The 17,880-nt window shown below is 35.0% G+C and carries 13 protein-coding genes; 1 reads left to right on the top strand and 12 read right to left on the bottom strand.

Going from position 1 to position 17,880, the window contains the following annotated elements; all coding sequences use genetic code 11:
* Window positions 1–4 precede the first annotated feature (4 nt).
* Genes Q9Q97_RS10310 through mnmA form a run of 3 tightly spaced genes read right to left on the bottom strand, consistent with a single transcriptional unit; the run spans window position 5 to window position 3,793 of the window.
* Window positions 5–949, bottom strand: coding sequence for a nitronate monooxygenase family protein (locus tag Q9Q97_RS10310; protein WP_306156650.1), 945 nt, complete (start codon window positions 947–949; stop codon window positions 5–7).
* A gap of 6 nt (window positions 950–955) precedes the next feature.
* Entirely contained in the window at window positions 956–2,563 is a 1,608-nt protein-coding gene (locus Q9Q97_RS10315; protein WP_306156652.1) for a S8 family serine peptidase, read from the bottom strand.
* A gap of 42 nt (window positions 2,564–2,605) precedes the next feature.
* The gene (gene mnmA, locus Q9Q97_RS10320) at window positions 2,606–3,793 is read right to left on the bottom strand and encodes a tRNA 2-thiouridine(34) synthase MnmA (RefSeq protein WP_371878212.1); all 1,188 of its coding nucleotides are present in this window, start codon (window positions 3,791–3,793) and stop codon (window positions 2,606–2,608) included.
* Between the two features lie 303 nt (window positions 3,794–4,096).
* Here mnmA and Q9Q97_RS10325 point away from each other — a divergent pair, with 303 nt between their 5' ends.
* Window positions 4,097–5,974, top strand: coding sequence for a PEP/pyruvate-binding domain-containing protein (locus Q9Q97_RS10325; RefSeq protein ID WP_306156655.1), 1,878 nt, complete (start codon window positions 4,097–4,099; stop codon window positions 5,972–5,974).
* A 127-nt stretch (window positions 5,975–6,101) separates the two neighbouring features.
* Here Q9Q97_RS10325 and Q9Q97_RS10330 read toward each other — a convergent pair whose 3' ends face one another.
* The 9 genes from Q9Q97_RS10330 to Q9Q97_RS10370 form a co-directional block, all read right to left on the bottom strand.
* Complete coding sequence (locus tag Q9Q97_RS10330) at window positions 6,102–6,659, bottom strand: DUF4956 domain-containing protein (protein ID WP_306156657.1); 558 nt, start codon at window positions 6,657–6,659, stop codon at window positions 6,102–6,104.
* Window positions 6,660–6,773: 114 nt separating this feature from the next.
* Window positions 6,774–7,496, bottom strand: a complete 723-nt coding sequence (locus tag Q9Q97_RS10335; protein ID WP_306156659.1) for a toxin-antitoxin system YwqK family antitoxin — start codon at window positions 7,494–7,496, stop codon at window positions 6,774–6,776.
* 97 nt (window positions 7,497–7,593) lie between these two features.
* Window positions 7,594–9,510 carry a membrane protein insertase YidC gene (gene yidC / locus Q9Q97_RS10340; protein WP_306156661.1) on the bottom strand — a complete coding sequence of 639 codons (1,917 nt, stop codon included), beginning with the start codon at window positions 9,508–9,510 and terminating at the stop codon, window positions 7,594–7,596.
* A 74-nt stretch (window positions 9,511–9,584) separates the two neighbouring features.
* Window positions 9,585–11,198, bottom strand: coding sequence for a CTP synthase (locus Q9Q97_RS10345; RefSeq protein ID WP_306156663.1), 1,614 nt, complete (start codon window positions 11,196–11,198; stop codon window positions 9,585–9,587).
* A gap of 224 nt (window positions 11,199–11,422) precedes the next feature.
* On the bottom strand, window positions 11,423–11,653 hold the full coding sequence (locus Q9Q97_RS10350; protein WP_306156665.1) for a DUF3820 family protein: 231 nt from the start codon (window positions 11,651–11,653) through the stop codon (window positions 11,423–11,425).
* 639 nt (window positions 11,654–12,292) lie between these two features.
* Window positions 12,293–14,221 carry a glucosamine-6-phosphate deaminase gene (gene nagB, locus Q9Q97_RS10355; RefSeq protein ID WP_306156667.1) on the bottom strand — a complete coding sequence of 643 codons (1,929 nt, stop codon included), beginning with the start codon at window positions 14,219–14,221 and terminating at the stop codon, window positions 12,293–12,295.
* Window positions 14,222–14,245: 24 nt separating this feature from the next.
* The gene (locus Q9Q97_RS10360) at window positions 14,246–15,625 is read right to left on the bottom strand and encodes a sugar MFS transporter (RefSeq protein ID WP_306156669.1); all 1,380 of its coding nucleotides are present in this window, start codon (window positions 15,623–15,625) and stop codon (window positions 14,246–14,248) included.
* Between the two features lie 164 nt (window positions 15,626–15,789).
* Window positions 15,790–16,671: a sugar phosphate nucleotidyltransferase gene (locus tag Q9Q97_RS10365; RefSeq protein WP_306156672.1), complete on the bottom strand. Its 882-nt coding sequence runs from the start codon at window positions 16,669–16,671 to the stop codon at window positions 15,790–15,792.
* Window positions 16,672–16,676: 5 nt separating this feature from the next.
* Entirely contained in the window at window positions 16,677–17,768 is a 1,092-nt protein-coding gene (locus Q9Q97_RS10370; protein ID WP_306156673.1) for a mevalonate kinase, read from the bottom strand.
* Window positions 17,769–17,880: the final 112 nt, after the last annotated feature.

The following is a 17,880-nucleotide window of genomic DNA, read 5'->3' on the forward strand; positions in this document are numbered from 1 at the left end:
TCAATTAAAACTCAAATGTAGTCTTTTCTTTGGATGCGACTTCAAATTCGGCTATCATTTGTTGAACAATTTCTTCAACTGGTAAAATGTCATGAATCAGTCCTGCCACTTGGCCGATCTCTAATTCGCCTTCCTCCAAATCACCTTCAAACATTCCTTTTTTGGCTCTCGCACGCCCTAAAAGCTGTACTAATTCTTCTTTAGAAGGGCATTTTTGATACAAGTCTTGAATATCCTGATAAAATTTGTTTTTCACCAATCTTACTGGAGCCAATTCTTTCAATGTCAATTGAGTACCACCTTCTTTAGTATTAACTATTGTATCTTTAAAATTATTGTGTGCAGAAGATTCTACAGATGCAGCAAAACGGCTTCCAACCTGAACACCATCTGCTCCTAAAATCATTGCAGCCAGCATTCCTCTTCCTGTGGCAATTCCACCCGCAGCGATTAAAGGAATTTGTATTTTTTCTTTAACCATCGGAATTAGCGTCAAAGTAGTGGTTTCTTCACGCCCGTTGTGTCCGCCCGCTTCAAAACCTTCAGCTACGACGGCATCTACACCTGCGTCTTGTGCTTTTAAAGCAAAAACACTGCTGCTTACCACATGCACGACCGTTATTCCTTTTTCTTTCAAAAAAGAAGTCCATGTTTTAGGATTTCCTGCCGAAGTAAAAACAATTTTCACTCCTTCCTCAACCACAATATTCATGATTTCTTCAATGTTTGGATATAACATCGGAATATTGACACCGAAAGACTTATCGGTTGCTTTTTTGCATTTTTGAATATGTTCTCTTAAAACTTCTGGATACATAGAGCCTGCACCAATAAGTCCTAAACCTCCAGCATTACTTACTGCCGAAGCCAATTTGTAACCGCTGTTCCAGATCATTCCGCCTTGAATGATTGGGTATTTTATATTGAAAAGCTGAGTGATTTTATTCATTAAAATTTATTGCTTGATTATCTTTCCTGTTTTATGCAGAGTACCAGCATCAAAACTATAAACATAAAGTCCGCTTTGAAGGGATTGCAAAGAAAGAACTGGATTTGAATTATTGATTTTTTCTTCGATTAATTTTTGTCCTAATATCGAATAAATAGTAACCGATGCCGTGTTGTTTTCATTCAAAAAAGAAAACGAAACTTCATTTTTAGCTGGATTCGGATATACCGCAAAAGAAGCTTCAGCTATAAAACTGTCCACACTTAATGTAGCGCCAAAATTTGGAATTCCGTATCCGTAATTATTATCTGGATTAGCATATCTGTCGGCAGAAGCCAAAATCATCTGTCTGATTTCTTTGTTGGTTTTGGACGGAAAAGCCTGCCATAACGAAGCTGCCATTCCTGCCATAATCGGACATGAAAATGAAGTTCCGCTCGCTGTTCCGATAGTTCCGTTTGCATTCGCCACTACAGCAGAAACGCCTTGCGCCATTACATCTGGTTTTATTCTTCCGTCATAACTTGGACCGATAGAACTAGAACTCGATCTTGTTTTTGTAGCATTTACAGAACCAATTGCCAATACCGAAACAGCATCGGCGGGAGAACCAATATGATTTTCTGGCTGAGTTCCTTCATTTCCGGCAGAAGCCAAAACTAATATTCCTTTATTGAAGGCTATCTCTGCTCCGCGGGAAATAAAAGTAGTCGTCCCGTTCATCTCGCTGTAAACATGATTGTATCTTGGTTCGGTTCGATCTTCAAAATACCCTAAAGAAGTTGTGATAATATCCACTCCCAGAGCATCTGCTTTTTCAGCAGCTTCAACCCAAAAGGATTCTTCTACAGGATTTTCTGTCGCGACAATTTCGGTAATAAATAGGTAATAAGAAGCATTTGGAGCTGTTCCTACAAGAGCATTTTCTTTGTAGCCTCCCATTGTAGAAAGCACTTTGGTGCCATGATCGCCTCCTGCGTAAAAATTATTGCTTCGGGTGGTATAATCGTAACCACCAAGAATTCTGTTATTATTTCTAAGATTCTCAAATGGCTGAGCTGTATCAACTCCTGGAAAGCCGGCGTCTAAAACAGCGATCGTTTTTCCTGCTCCTGTATAATTCTGCTGATGCAAAACCTGACCGTTTAGCATTTGAATCTGATTCGCCGAATTGCCATAAGAATAATCAACTGCAGTCTCTAATTTCTTTGCAATTTGACTTGGTTTTGCCGTAGAAGCAGTTTTTGAGCTAGAATTTAAAGTTCTGTCTGCAAACTCTACTTTTGTCACAAAAGTCAATCCTTTTAAAGCATTGATATTAGCTTGGGTTCCACGAATATGAAGCGCATTCAGCCATTTAGATTGCGCCATAACCGTGATTCCAGTACTCGCTTTAATCTGATTTACATACGAAGTTTCTAAAGGCGCATCGGTAACATCCAGTGCAATATTCTGATTGGTTCTTCGATCTAAAGCTTTTTGGGAAAGTTCTATTAACGGATTATCATAAAAAGCTTGTGCATTGGGTTTTCCATTAAAATAAACCCATGCATCTTCTTGTGCAAATACCGCAAACGAAAGAAGTAATAAAAGAAAAGTAAAGTTATATTTCATCAGTTTACACTTTATAGGATTACTCCCAATTAAAGTATAAAGCTAAGAAATTACTCCCGAACCAACTAATTCATTTTCTAAATACCAAGCAACAAATTGTCCTTCTGTAATAGCAGATTGCGGTTCTTCAAACTCAACGTACATTCCATCTTCAAACTGATACAAAACGGCTTTTTGCAAAGGCTGACGGTAACGAATTCTCGCCATCACTTCCATTTTCTCACCTGCTTTCTGCGTCATGTCTTCTCTAATCCAGTGTACTTCAGATTTCCCTACAAAAAGGGCTTTTTTAAACAAACCAGGATGCTGGCTCGATAAACCTGTATAAATAGTATTCGTTTCTACGTCTGTAGCGATTACAAATAACGGATCTGTTGTTCCGCCTACATTTAGACCTTTTCTTTGTCCAACGGTAAAATAATGAGCGCCTTGGTGTTTTCCAACCACTTTTCCCATTGTTGGCAGATATTCTAACTTTTTAGATTCTAATTTTAATTGCTCTTCTAAAGAAAGTCCTTCTGATTTTTCAGCATTATAAATCGGATCATTTTTATCCACTTGAACAATTTTACCTTCTTTAGGCTGTAGTTTTTGTTGTAAAAATTCTGGAAGACGAACTTTTCCAATAAAGCACAAACCTTGAGAATCTTTCTTTTCAGCTGTAACCAATTCCATTTCAGCAGCGATTTCACGTACTTCAGGTTTTGTTAAAGCACCAATTGGAAACAAAGCTTTAGACAATTGCTCTTGAGATAATTGGCATAAAAAATAAGATTGGTCTTTATTATTGTCAACTCCAGCAACTAATTGATAAACTGGTTTTCCGTCAACTTCAATTTCGCTTTTTTGGCAGTAATGTCCCGTTGCCACATAATCTGCACCAAGACTCAAAGCAATTTTCATAAACACATCAAATTTGATTTCGCGATTACAAAGCACGTCAGGATTTGGAGTTCGTCCTTTTTCGTATTCATTAAACATATAGTCCACGATTTTTTCTTTGTATTCTTCGCTCAAATCAACGGTTTGAAACGGTATTCCTAGTTTTTCAGCAACAAGCAAAGCATCATTACTGTCCTCAAGCCACGGGCATTCGTTAGAGATAGTAACCGAATCATCGTGCCAATTCTTCATAAAAAGGCCAATTACTTCGTATCCCTGCTGCTGCAATAAATAAGCTGCAACACTAGAATCTACTCCACCTGAAAGTCCAACAACTACTCGTTTCATTTTGAAATGTTTAATTTTTAAGGTTGCAAAGGTACGCCAAATAGTAGAAAATCTTGCAATGGTTTGCATTAGTTTAAGTAATCCCGCAGTAGATAAAACTTATTGCTTTTTTAAGTACATTTATTGTCATATAATTCATGAAGATACATAACGCGGATGACACAAATTCGCTATCGCGAAAACGCGGAAAAAAACGGATTTCATTTTTTTTGCAATTTAAAAAAATCTGCGTAAATCAGCGTTTTCGCGAAGCGAATCCGTTTCATCAGCGTATAAAAAGACTTGCTTAAAAAACCCATAAAAATGAAAAAAGTCCTTTACTGCTTATTTATTTTGCTCGCTTTTACTTCTCTAAGTGCGCAGCGATTTTCATCGTCTTTAAAAGATTATGAGGCATATAAAGCTTTTAAAGGAAAACCTTTGTCTGATAAATTTTCGAATATCGAATCGGTAAAAGTGATTTACGATCTTCGAAAACAAAAAATGTATTATTTCAACAGCAGTCTTATTCCGCTTCATTATGATTTTGTGGTCAATTATTTAGGCTACAGCCAAGATCTTGAAGTATTCAACAATGAAAATTACAGTGATACCGAAAAAAACAGAGATTTTCTTCTCGGAAATTTAAATCACATTAAAGGAACCGACAAATGGATTTTTGAACTCGCTGCATCCGATCACATGCCGATTCCATTAATTGAACGTTTTTTCAATATGGTCAAAAAATCCACATTTATTGGCGAAAAACTCAAGTTTTATCTGAACAATCCAGAAATGATGAATTGGTTTCAGCGAGAAGAATTTAAAATTCCTTGTGTGAAATCTGATTATATTTTTGGTGAATTAAAGTATCAGGAAGTCGTACGCGGCAGCAATATCGGAATTCTAAAAAAATACAAAATCAAAGAATTAGAAAGCATAAAACCAAATGCTGATGAAATTATTATTTTGGACGGAACACCAGATATTCTTCCAAACGTAAGAGGAATTATTGTGAATGAGCTTCAGACTCCTTTAAGTCATTTGGTACTTTTAGGAAAAAACAGAAAGATTCCGATTATGGCTTATACGGATGTTGAAAAAGACAATAACATCAAAAAACTGCTTTCAAAAAAAGTAGAACTAAAAATCGAAGTCGATACTTTTTTCATCAAAGAAACCACTAAAAAAATTCCAGTAAAATCAACCGGAAAAAAGAAAAAACTAAGCATTGACAGTTCAGTAACAGAATTGGTGAGTTTAGATGCAATTCCTAAAAAAGGAGTCAATTATATTGGTTCGAAGGCGCAAAACATGGCGTATCTGATTGCGATTTCAAAAGAGATTCCATTTCGGACTCCAGAAAATGCACATGCGATTCCATTTTATTATTATACGAAACATATTCAAAAAGCTTCAATTTCACCTTTGATAGCAGAACTGTTGGCAAATCAGCATAAAGATTCAACGGTTTGGATTAATAAGCAATTAAAGAAAATTAGAGACGCAATAAAAAAAGAAAATGTCGATCCCGCTTTAATAGCCAAACTCAACGAAACTTTCAAAAATGCCAAATTCAAAAATTTCAGATTTCGCTCTTCTACAAACGCCGAAGATTTGGATGATTTTAATGGCGCTGGATTGTACGATTCAAAAACTGGAATTTTAGGCGACAGCATTAAAACTTTTGAAAAGGCAATTAAACAAGTTTGGGCAAGCGTTTGGAATGAAGCTTCGTACAACGAAAGGGAACTTTTCGGAATTGACCAGCAAAATATTGCAATGGGAGTTTTGGTTCATCGCTCTTTTCCTGATGAATTGGCTAATGGCGTAATCATCACTAAAAATATATTTAGAGCGAATTTTCCAGGAATTACGGTCAATGTTCAAAAAGGAGAAAACTCTGTTGTAAAACCCGAAAAAGGTGAAATCTGCGAGCAGTTTGTCGCCTATCATTTTAATGATGGAAAAGACGAAACCGATTTTGATATCGATTATACTTCTAACTCAAATCTGAACGATAATGAACCTTTATTGAGTCGAAAAGAAATGAGTAATCTGTATGATGTCAGCAAGAAAATTGAAAGCAAAATGTATCGCTATTGGCGTAAAAACCAATTTCATCCTGTAGATATTGAGTTTAAGATTGTGGGCGAAAAAAGAGATTTATACATCAAACAGGTTCGGCCATTTAACGAATAAGCTGTTTGATTAATTTGTCCTTGTTTAAAAGCAATTGTCATCCTGAGCGAAGTCGAAGGCTCGGTTTACGTAAAAAAGGCTTCGACTTCGCTCAGCCAGACAAAACCAAAACTTAATAATAAGGAAATTAATAGAAAACTAAAACATCAATTTCGTTGCTTGCCGCGTTGATTAAAACAATTCTAAAATCAAAATCTTCAATTTTAATTTTCTCTTGAATAGATTTCCGAATGACTTCTGAGTTTAAAGAAAAGTTTTCGTCAAGCGGAATTTTGACATCGACTGAATTCAGGTATTTTGAAGCTTTTTTATTCACTATAATTGAAGCGGCAATATAGAATCCGATAATGCTAATTTGAAAGAACAATAATAATTCCATCTTTTCAAAAGGATACATAATATCCAGAATTGACAATGTAATAGTTGCGAAAAGAAAGATTATGGCATTTACCGTGAAAGATTGTGTTCTAAATCGGAGGATTGAAAAGATGGCAAAAAGACCAAAACCAATGCCTACTCCGATTTCTATTTTGGTAAAAAGATAACAAAGCGAAAAAGTACAAAGTCCGACAATAACCATTAACGGATTTATGGTAGCGTTGTCTTTTCTATTGGAGAAAAAATACAAAACTAAAATCGAGAAAAACAACAGTAAAAATCGTCCTAAAAGCTCGCTTAAATCCATTTAGTTAATGTGTTAGTGAAATCAAATTTAAAAAATAGTTTGCCAAGAATTTCACTCAGCTGCACTAATTTTTATTTGGGCATAAAAAAGGCCGTCTTTACAGACAGCCTTCGATTATTTTTTCTTTTCTCCTTTTTCAGACGCTTTGTTTGCGTTTTTAGGATCGCTCATATTAAGTTCCTTTACCAATTTTCCTTTAGCATAAAACTGCCACATTCCAGCTTTTTTACCATTTACAAATTTGCCTTTAGAAGCAATAGATTTGTCTGAATCATAAAAAACTGCATCTCCATTATATTGATCGTTTTTGAAATTTGATTCTTCCAAAAGCGTTCCGTCCTGCCCTATTTTTTTATATGGTCCTTCTTTTAAACCATTTTTATACATCATCTCTTCAGCAATCTGAGCATTTGGATAATAAATAGTTCTCTTGCCTTCTAATTTCCCGTTTTTATAATTCTCAACCGTCATAAGAACTTTAGACGCTTTGTGATAATATTTCCATTCGCCTTCACGAGCTTTTCCGATCTCTTTTCCTTCGCTCACTTTATTTTTATTCTGATCATAAAAAATAGTGTACGAACTTCCGTCATTGGCACTAAAATCTCTTGTAGCCAGAACATCTCCTTTTTTCGTATCATCAAAAAATTTAAAAACACCTGTTTCTTTTCCGTGGTCAAAAGTTCCTTCGTAGCGCGGGCGTTTAGATTCAGTATAAGTGCCTTTCCAAAGTCCGTCTTTTTTTCCTGCTGCGTCGACTTTATTAATGTCTGTTTGCGCATTCGAAACCAATGCCGTTAGGGATAATAATCCAAATATGATTTTTTTTGAGATCATGTGTAAATTCTATTTTTTAAGCTTAACGAAAATCTTACTTATAAAGTATAATGGTATAAAAAAATCCCGATAAATCGAGATTTTTTTTATTTAGAAATTATTTCTTTTTCTTATTCTGAGCTTTTGCTGCTTCTTGCTGTTCCATCACTTCTTGAAGACGCTGCTGAAACTTACTTGGCTTTTTAGGCTCTTTCAATTTGTTTTCTTGAATCTGAGCGTGAATTTTCTCGCTATCAACAATATAATTCTTGATTACAAACATAATTCCGATTGTAATTAAGTTCGAAATAAAGTTGTACAAACTCAATCCAGCACCGTAGCTATTGAAGAAAATTAACATCATTAATGGCGAAACATAAATCATGATTTTCATCATTTTTGCCATATCTGGCATTCCTTCTTGCTGAGGCGCAGCCATTTGCTGGTCTCCAGAAGTCATTTTCATGTAGAAGAAAATTGCAATTGCTGCCAAAATTGGAAACAAACTGATGTGATCTCCGTACAATGGAATGTTGAACGGTAATTTTACAACTGAGTCAAAAGATGATAAATCGTCTGCCCAAAGGAAGCTTTTTTGTCTTAACTCAAATGCTGCAGGGAAAAACTGGAAAGATGCATACATAAAAGGAAGCTGAATCAATGCTGGAATACATCCTGCCATTGGGTTTACGCCCGCTTTGTTGTACAATTTCATTGTTTCCTGCTGTTTCTTCATTGGGTCTTTTTTGAATTTCTCTCCCAACTCTGCAATATCAGGTCTTAAAACTTTCATTTTTGCCTGAGACAAGAATGACTTATACGTAATTGGCGACATGGCCAATTTGATAATAATCGTAAAAATGATAATTGCGATTCCCAAAGAAAGTCCCATTGTGGTACTTAAGAATCCAAATAACGGAACGAAAATGAATTTATTAATCCATCCGAAAATTCCCCAACCTAATGGAATGATTTTATCAAAATTTTTATCGTAAGCTTTTAAAGTTTTGTAATCTACAGGACCCATGTACAAATTCATTTTGTAATCGATCTCGCCATTTGTAAACGCTAAAGGCAAATTCGCTCTAAACTGTTTTGTGAAAACAGTATCAATTTTTTCATCTTTAACTAAATCGTCAGATTGTAATTTTGAAGTTTCAAATGGTTTTTCAGTAGATAAAATTGTAGCAAAGAAATGTTGTTTAAACGCAACATAACTAACTTTAGTTGGCGTTTCTTCTTTTCCTTGTCCGTGTGAACTTACATTATTGTATTTTGATTCTTCGTATTTGAAATCAACCTGAGCAAAACGGTTTTCATAAGAAACACTTTTTTCGTTTCTGTATGTTTTTAAATCCCATTGCAAGTCAACTGGTTTAGCAGAGTTTAAAACTCTGTTCAAACCTTGAGAACGAATATCAAAACCAACTAAATAATCGTTTGGTTTTAAAATATATTTATACTCTAAAAATTCATTTGCTCCAGCTTTCAAACGCATAGATAAAACTTGGTCTGCACCAATTTTTTCTAATGTTGGTTCAAAATATAAATCTTTAGAATTTAATGTTCTATTGTCTGTAGTAAGAAGCTGTAAATTTAAATTTGAGTTGTTGTTTTTAATTAACTCAACTAATTGTCCAGAACCTTTTTTAAATCTTTCGAATTCTTTTAGAGTTGCTTCAACAATATAACCACCTTTATTAGCGATTTTCAATCTTAACTTTTCATTTTCGATTGTAGTAAAAGCTTCTTTTGCAGAAGGAAGTGTTGCAGAATAAGCAAATCCTCCTAAAGTTTTTTGCAATTGAGCCAATTGAACTGTATCTCCAGGAGTTACAGCCGCAGCTGGTAATGTCGCAGTTTTAGCTTTATCTGCTTTTGCTTGTGCTTCTTGTTTAGCAACTAATTCTTTCTTGGCTTTTTCAGCAGCAATTTCCTTTTCAGAAGGCTGATTTTGATACATAATCCAAATCAAAATTCCGAATATCAATACAAAACCGATGATCGAATTAAAGTCTAATTTTTTTTCTTCCATTATTATTTAAAAAAGTTATCCGTTGAATTAGTAATGAGTTGAACTCAAAAGTTACATTTTCTTCGAATTAATTATTATTTTTTATGCGCATTAACTGCAGCAGCCACAAAGTTTACAAAAATCGGGTGCGGGTTAGCAACTGTACTTTTGTATTCTGGGTGGTATTGTACACCAATGAAAAATGGGTGATTCTCAAGCTCTACGATTTCTACTAAACCTGTATCAGGATTAACTCCAGAAGCTTTTAAACCAGCTTTTTGCAATTCATCAGCATATTTATTGTTGTACTCGTAACGGTGGCGGTGACGCTCCGAAATAGTTTTTTCTCCGTAAATTTTGTATGCTAAAGTGTTTGGTTTAATATCACATTTCCAAGCACCTAGACGCATTGTTCCTCCTTTATCGGTAATCGTTTTCTGTTCTTCCATTAAATTCACAACTGGATGAGGCGTTTTATCGTTCATCTCAGTAGAATTCGCATCAGCGTAACCTAAAATATTTCTAGAATATTCGATAACAGACATTTGCATTCCTAAACAAATTCCAAAGAATGGAATATTGTTTTCACGAACATAACGAACTGCTTCGATTTTTCCTTCAATACCTCTTTCACCAAAACCTGGAGCAACTAAAACTCCATCAAGAGTTCCTAATTTCTCTTCCACATTGTCAGCATTAATATGCTCTGAGTGAATAGAAATTACGTTTACTTTGGTTTCGTTTGCTGCACCTGCATGAATGAACGCCTCTAAAATAGATTTGTAACAATCCTGCATTTCAACATATTTTCCAACTAAGCCAATGTTAACCGTTTGTTTTGGACTTTTTAATCTTTTTAAGAAAGTATTCCAGTTTTTAAGATCTGGAGATGCTTTTTTAGGCAAATCTAATTTCTTTAAAGCCACAACATCTAATCCTTCTTCAAGCATTAAATTTGGAACTTCATATATAGTAGAAGCATCAATTGATTGAATAACTGCTTCTTTTTTCACATTACAAAATAAAGCTAATTTCTGGCGTAATTCCTGAGACAATTCGTGCTCCGTTCTACAAACCAAAATATCGGCTTTAATACCGCTCTCCATTAAAGTTTTAACAGAGTGCTGTGTTGGTTTTGTTTTTAATTCACCCGCTGCAGCCAAAAATGGAACTAAAGTCAAATGAATCACGATTCCGTTATTTTCACCTAATTCCCAAACTAACTGACGAACAGATTCTATATAAGGTAAAGATTCGATATCACCAACTGTACCACCAATTTCAGTAATAACAATGTCATAATCGCCAGATTTTCCTAGCAATTGCATTCTGTCTTTGATTTCGTTTGTGATATGAGGAACAACCTGAACTGTTTTTCCTAAAAATTCTCCTCTTCTTTCTTTTTCAATAACCGAAAGATAAACTCTTCCTGTAGTAACGTTATTAGCCTGAGAAGTAGGAACGTTCAAGAAACGCTCGTAGTGTCCTAAGTCTAAGTCAGTTTCAGCACCATCATCTGTCACGTAACATTCTCCGTGCTCATACGGGTTTAGTGTCCCCGGATCAACGTTAATATACGGATCAAATTTCTGAATAGTAGTACGGTATCCTCTTCCTTGTAACAATTTTGCCAAAGATGCCGCGATAATCCCTTTTCCTAATGAAGAGGTCACACCTCCTGTAACAAAAATATATTTTGTTTGATTCATTCTGTTGTTTGTTTGTAAGTAGTTGTGTAAAAAACTTGGCAAAAGTACAAATTTAATTAGACAATTTGCTAATTAGAAAATCAGAAAATGTGTCAATTAAAAAATTTAAGAAATAGACAAGTGTTAATTGCAAAACATGAATTAAATTCATCTTAAATAGACATTTTACATTTATCTCTCTAAAGATTATCTAATTTTCTCATTATCTCGTTATCTAATTTATTTTAAGGCTTGGGATACTGCTTCTTAATATTTCGTATCAACTCTTCCAATCCATTCAATTTCAATTCGTAAATAAGCTGAAGTTGTTGTCCAAGTTCTCCCTTTGGAAATCCTTTAGTATGATACCAAACCACATAATATTCTGGAAGATCAATTAAATATCGTCCTTCGTATTTTCCGAAAGGCATTTTGGTGTGTGCTAATTTTATGAGCTGTTTTTTGTCTTGTTCCATAGTTTAGAAGAGGAAAGAAGCAAGATGAAAGACTTAATACCTTCCCTTACTTCCTTTGATTGCTTACAAAATTATGACTTATTTTTCTTTTGCCACAGATTAAAAGGATTCACACAGATTAAAAAAACTAGAACCTCAGAATCTTAGCATCTTAGAACCTAAACAAAAAAAAAGAAGCAAGAAAAAAGAATATACAATTCCCTTTCTTGCTTCTCTTGCAAAGCTATTAATATTTCAAACAATTAGACCGTTAAAGGGCGAATTATTTTTAAACCATATAAGCTATTTAAGAACATATAAACCGTGTGCTTAAATAAACTTTGCGATTTAAGGTCATATAAAAAATTATTTTAAACCAAATAATTTCATACATACAAGTAAACATATACAGTACCCTTAAATGAGCTTTGCGATTCAAACCCACCCAACTTAAATCTACTTATACAGCTTATATGGTTAAAAAAAAATTAGAATCTCAGAACCTTAGCACCTTAGAACATAAACAAAAAAAAGAAGCAAGAAAAAAGAACTTATTTTTGTCCCCTCTTCCTGCTTCAAAATTATTATTTAACTTGTCACTAATTTTCTAAAAAACTAAGAAAAAAACTTAGCATCTCAGCATCTTAGAACCTTAGTAGCTTAGTAGTGCCATCTCACAAAAGCCTCCATTGCCGCATACGTTGCCAAACCTAATTGGTGGTACAATTCGGCTGTTTCGCGGTTTCTATCTTCAGCTCTCTGCCAGAACTCTCTTGCATCTGTTCCTTGGAAAACAACTCCATCTTTTTGAGATTGGTGTTTGAAAATTCCGTGACGTTTTGCTAAAACCTGATCTGGACTCATTGGAACTGCCATTTCAACTTCGTCAATTCCCCATTCTTGCCAAGCTCCACGGTATAACCACAACCAGCAGTCGTTCATGAATTCTTTTGGTTTCAGAACTTTTACCGCTTCAAAAATAGCATCCAAACAAACTTTGTGCGTTCCGTGTGGATCTGCTAAATCTCCTGCTGCATAAATCTGGTGTGGCTTAATTTTCTCGATTAAATCAACCGTCAACTGAATATCTTCTGGTCCGATTGGTTTTTTCTCGATTGTTCCTGTTTCATAGAAAGGCAATTCCATAAAGTGAATCTGTTCGTCTGGAAGACCAACAAAATAACTTGTAGCTCTCGCCTCTCCTTTTCTAATTAAACCTTTAATGTAACGAACTTCAGGAATATCAATTTCGCTGTTCTTTTTGTTCTGCAAGAAAGCTTCTGCTTTTTTATAAATGTTATCTGCTTCTTCGCTTTTGATTCCGAATTTTTCGTTGTAATCAATTACGAATCTTGCAAAACGTAATGCTTCATCATCAGCAACGGCAATATTTCCAGAAGTTTGGTACGCAACGTGCACTTCATGCCCTTGCTCTTGCAGACGCATAAAAGTTCCTCCCATACTGATAATATCGTCATCTGGGTGCGGAGAAAAAATCAACACACGTTTTTTAGCTGGCTCCGCTCTTTCTGGACGGTTTGAATCGTCTGCATTTGGTTTTCCACCTGGCCAACCTGTAATTGTATTTTGTAATTTATTGAAAATTTTAATATTCGTGTCGTAAGCTGGACCAGAATCTGCCAACAAATCGCTCATACCATTTTCGATATAATCGGCGTCTGTAAGCATTAAAATTGGTTTTTTAAGATCCAATGCTAATCCTAAAACCGCTTTACGAGTTAATTTATCTGTCCAAACAATTTTCTCAACCAACCAAGGCTTGTTAATTCTTGTTAGTTTTGAAGAAGCTTCTTTATCTAAAATAAAAACGGCATTGTTGTGCTCTTGCAAAAATGAAGCAGGAACTCTATTTGTAACTTCATCCTCAACAGATCTTTTTACAATATTTGCTTTTCCTTCACCCCAAGCTAATAAGATTACTCTTTTTGCTTCCATGATTTTTTTCACTCCAAGCGTAATTGCTGTTCTTGGCGTATTATTCAAACCATAAAAATCTTTACTTGCAGCAACTCTTGTAATGTGATCTAAAGCCACCAAACGAGTTTTAGAGTTTTGAAGCGAACCAGATTCGTTAAAACCAATATGTCCGTTACCTCCAATTCCAAGAATCTGAAGATCGATTCCGCCTAAAGCTTCGATTTTAGCTTCATATTCGTGGCAGTAATCAGCAATTTGTTCTTTTGTCAAAAGTCCGTCTGGCACGTGAGCGTTTTCAGGTAAAATATCGACATGATCAAACAAAAGTTCTTTCATGAAACGAACATAACTGTTGATTGAGTTTGGTTCCATTGGATAGTATTCATCCAAGTTAAAACTGATTACATTTTTGAAACTCAAACCTTCTTCTTTATGCAAACGCACTAATTCAGCATATAATCCTTTTGGAGAAGAACCGGTTGCCAAACCCAAAATACATGGTTTTCCTTCTTTTTGTTTTTCTCTGATTAAAGCCGCAATTTCCTGTGCTACTTCTTTTGAAGCTTCCGTAGAGTTTTCAAAAACAACTGTATTGATGTTTTCGAATCGTTTTTCGAAACCTGTTGCTTTGTCGATTTTACTTTTTAACATGATATATTAATTTTTATTTTTTGTTCAACTATTCCATTTCCTGTACTTATGCCCTTTTACAGCATAAAACAAAATCATTGCATAAGAAGGCAATAACATTAAATACGCCAATTGATTTCCGCTTTTTGAAACATCTTGCAGATTTTTTGCAACATTTGCCGAATTAATGCTTTCGGTAATCATTCCGTAAAACAATGGAAAAACAGCTCCACCGATAATTCCCATAATCAAAATAGCGCTTCCAATCTTTGTGTAACCTCCCAAATCCTGCAAAGCCATTGGCCAGATTGCCGGCCAGCATAAAGCATTTGCCAATCCTAAAAGTGCTACCAAAAGTATTACCAACGGTATATTTGGAGTACCAGGAAATGCAATCATTATTTTCGGCGAAATCAAAACAATAGCCAAAACCAATACTAAACCAAGCATTCCAGATACTTTTAAAGCAGTAACTTGTGAAACATATTTAGGAATCAGCACTATTCCAAGAACGTATCCGACAACCATTGCTGACATCGTAAATGATGTTAATTTGAGGTAGAAATTTCCTTCTTCACCGTAAACTCCAAGTTGTTTCCCGAAAGCTCCAATAGAATCTCCCGCTAAAACCTCTGCAGATAAATACAGCATTAAAGTAATTACTCCTAAAACCAGCTGTGGATGTTTGAAAGCATTTTTAATCTGTTTAAAAACACTCAGATTCGATACATTTCCTTCTTCATCCAGATCAATTTCTGGCAGAGGAGAAAACTTAACCATTAAAGCTAAAACAGTAATAATCAACCCCATATAAAGATAAGGAGTTTGTAATTGCAAAGCAAGAGAATTTAATGCGTTCGTTTTTGCAGCTTCATCCATCAGAGCAATTTTGTCTGCGGTAAAGTCCTGCATATTAGACAAAACCAAAACCGTAAGCACTATTGGCGCTACAAATCCAGCCAGTTTATTGGCAATTCCTAAAACACTGATTCTTGCCGCAGCGCTTTCTCTCGGGCCAATTACCACAACATACGGATTTGATGCTGTCTGCAAAACCGCTAAACCAGTTCCCATTACGAAGAGCGCTAATAAAAATAAGAGAAATGTACGGCTTGCTGCTGCAGGATAAAACATAAATGCTCCAGCGGCTATGATCAATAGCCCTAGAGAAATTCCGTTTTTATATCCCACTTTTTCAATAATATAAGAAGAAGGAACTGCCATTACAAAATAGGCAATGTAAAAAGCGAAAGTCACAAAATAGGCTTGCGAAGAAGTAAGCTCGCAAGCTAATTCAAAAAACGGAATAAGTGGCCCGTTAAGCCAGGTTACGAATCCTAGAATAAAAAACAATAAGGTTAAAATTACCATCGGAACAATGGCACTTTTTTTCTCTACTTGTAATGTACTTTGAATGTTTGTCATAATTTTTGGTTGATTAGTTATAGATTTATCTACTTTAAAATCTAAATTAGAATCAACTCTCACATTATTGATTGCGTAATTTATGCAAATATCTGCATTTTTTTTGCAAAACAAAAGTAGTACATTAAATTTCCTTATTCTCTAATTTAGATATCAAAGTTTTGTTAATTTTTGTTATTCCAATTTAAATCAGGATAATATTTTGCCAAATATGTTTTTACATCGGCAATATCTTCCTTAGCAGTTAGATCCGGAACGTGCTCAGAAAACGGAATTCCGACCGTAGTATTCGGATTTTCCTTCACAGAGTTTAAAAGTACTGTTGGCAACTCCTTTTCATCACGCTCTGGATGAACGGGACAATTTTTAAGATGTATATATAAAGTCTTACCATTAAACTTAAAAGCATTCATACTCACGCGTATTTTGCCTTCACTATCCTTATATTGTTCCAAAACTTCCTCTGAAGGTTTTTCTAAAATATCCAAAAGCTGATTATTAGAATCTAATTTTGCAATCGCAAAACGAGAAATACGCTCCAACGGAAAATCCATTGCATCTCGGTCATAACTAATAAAAGCGTTCGGACTTTCGGTTTCTCTCAATGCGCGCAACGCTTCTGCAGAATACAAATTATCACTATTGCAAACCGAATAAAACCGTGAATTTAATTCTGGATATTGTTCAACAGCCTGAAACAAAGCATCTGCAGTTCCAAAAGGCTTTATTCTTCCTTCCGGAATGTACTGAACTGCAAATGAAATAGTAAGTCCATGAAAATCATTGTCCTTCATTTTACTTCCGTAAAACTCTTTAAACAATTCTCCTTGCTCTCCTATTATAATATATATGTTTTTGTAACCCGATTTTTTCGCATTCCACAAAAGATAATCCAGTAAAGGTCTTCCGCTTGCGCCAACACCAATCAAACCTTTACTTCTTTCGTTGGCCTGAGCAATTTCTTCTGGAGAAAGATTATCTGTAACCGCTTCTTTTTTCATGCGAGAAGAAGCTCCGCCGGCTAAAATCACTAAATTGTCGTGCATTTTATTTAATTTTCAATATTATCAATAATTCGTACTCCGGGATCAACATTTACCGCATACGCTTCTTGCGCTCCAGCATCTAAAATCGCTTTTATCACCGCATCTTCATTCTTAGGATCAGCAATTACAACAATGCTTCCGCCTCCGCCAGAACCCACAATTTTTGCTCCGTATGCACCCGCTTTTAGCGCAGCATTGACCATTGCATCAATTCTCGGAACTGTAATTTTTAGCAAATCGCGTAAAATTTCATGATGACCATTCATTAAAGCACCAATTTTTTTAAGATCCAAAACTGGTTTTTTAAATTCTTTTAAAGCTTCTTTCGTATAATGATAATTTTTAACCGCCGCTTCAAAAAATGGAATCAAACGGTCCGGGAGACAGTTTCGATATTTATCTACATCTTCAGCTTCAGAAGCATTTAAATCAAACTCTGGATAATTCTGTTTTACCAAATCAATTGCAGTTAAAGCATTTCCTTTTAACTCGCCAAGCAGTCCGATCGTTTCTTTTGGAACTCCAGAAACACCTGTAATAAGACCTTTCAATTCCGTTCCGATTACATCAAAAGAAAATGGCTTTTTGGTGTTGATGTAGACAATATTTCCAACGCCAATACTAAAATGATCCATCATTCCACCAGGTTCTCCATGCTCTAAAACCTCAGATTCGTATCCTAATTTAGAAAGAAATTCAGGCGTAACTTCATGATCGATTCCGAAAGCTTCGATCAGAAAACGAATCCAAGCCATTAATAAAGCTGACGAACTTGATGTTCCTGAATTAATCGGAATATCTCCGGTAATGGAAATCGTATAGCCAGATGTTGGCACGCAGCCATACCTACGCAGTACCCGCAGCGAGGAAGCAAAGTAATCTCTTGGTTCTAATTTTTCAAAAGCCTCGTGTATATTGATAATTCTAATTTCATTAATATCAATCATATTCAGAACAAATGTATCGGTCTGATTTTCTTCTGCAATTAATTTAATATTTCGATCTATCGCACAGGCTATAACAGGCAATCCCAAATAATCTTGATGATCTCCAAAAAGACAGATTCGGCCGGGAGCTAATGACGTAATTTTTTTCACTTAAACACTTTGTGTTAAAACACTTTAATTCAATAAATTAAAACGTTATTTGGTTGTAAATTTATTTTAGATTTTCGGTTTTGATTTCACGAAACTATAGATTATATTTTTA

The organism is Flavobacterium sp. DG2-3 (assembly GCF_030730925.1).
GTDB lineage: Bacteria > Bacteroidota > Bacteroidia > Flavobacteriales > Flavobacteriaceae > Flavobacterium.

Coding starts and splice junctions, on each gene's coding strand:
- Q9Q97_RS10345 (WP_306156663.1), bottom strand. CDS start 11,198: ATGAATCAAACAAAATATATTTTTGTTACAGGAGGTGTGACCTCTTCA.
- Q9Q97_RS10330 (WP_306156657.1), bottom strand. CDS start 6,659: ATGGATTTAAGCGAGCTTTTAGGACGATTTTTACTGTTGTTTTTCTCG.
- Q9Q97_RS10310 (WP_306156650.1), bottom strand. CDS start 949: ATGAATAAAATCACTCAGCTTTTCAATATAAAATACCCAATCATTCAA.
- nagB (WP_306156667.1), bottom strand. CDS start 14,221: ATGTTAAAAAGTAAAATCGACAAAGCAACAGGTTTCGAAAAACGATTC.
- Q9Q97_RS10335 (WP_306156659.1), bottom strand. CDS start 7,496: ATGATCTCAAAAAAAATCATATTTGGATTATTATCCCTAACGGCATTG.
- yidC (WP_306156661.1), bottom strand. CDS start 9,510: ATGGAAGAAAAAAAATTAGACTTTAATTCGATCATCGGTTTTGTATTG.
- Q9Q97_RS10315 (WP_306156652.1), bottom strand. CDS start 2,563: ATGAAATATAACTTTACTTTTCTTTTATTACTTCTTTCGTTTGCGGTA.
- Q9Q97_RS10360 (WP_306156669.1), bottom strand. CDS start 15,625: ATGACAAACATTCAAAGTACATTACAAGTAGAGAAAAAAAGTGCCATT.
- mnmA (WP_371878212.1), bottom strand. CDS start 3,793: ATGAAACGAGTAGTTGTTGGACTTTCAGGTGGAGTAGATTCTAGTGTT.
- Q9Q97_RS10325 (WP_306156655.1), top strand. CDS start 4,097: ATGAAAAAAGTCCTTTACTGCTTATTTATTTTGCTCGCTTTTACTTCT.
- Q9Q97_RS10350 (WP_306156665.1), bottom strand. CDS start 11,653: ATGGAACAAGACAAAAAACAGCTCATAAAATTAGCACACACCAAAATG.
- Q9Q97_RS10365 (WP_306156672.1), bottom strand. CDS start 16,671: ATGCACGACAATTTAGTGATTTTAGCCGGCGGAGCTTCTTCTCGCATG.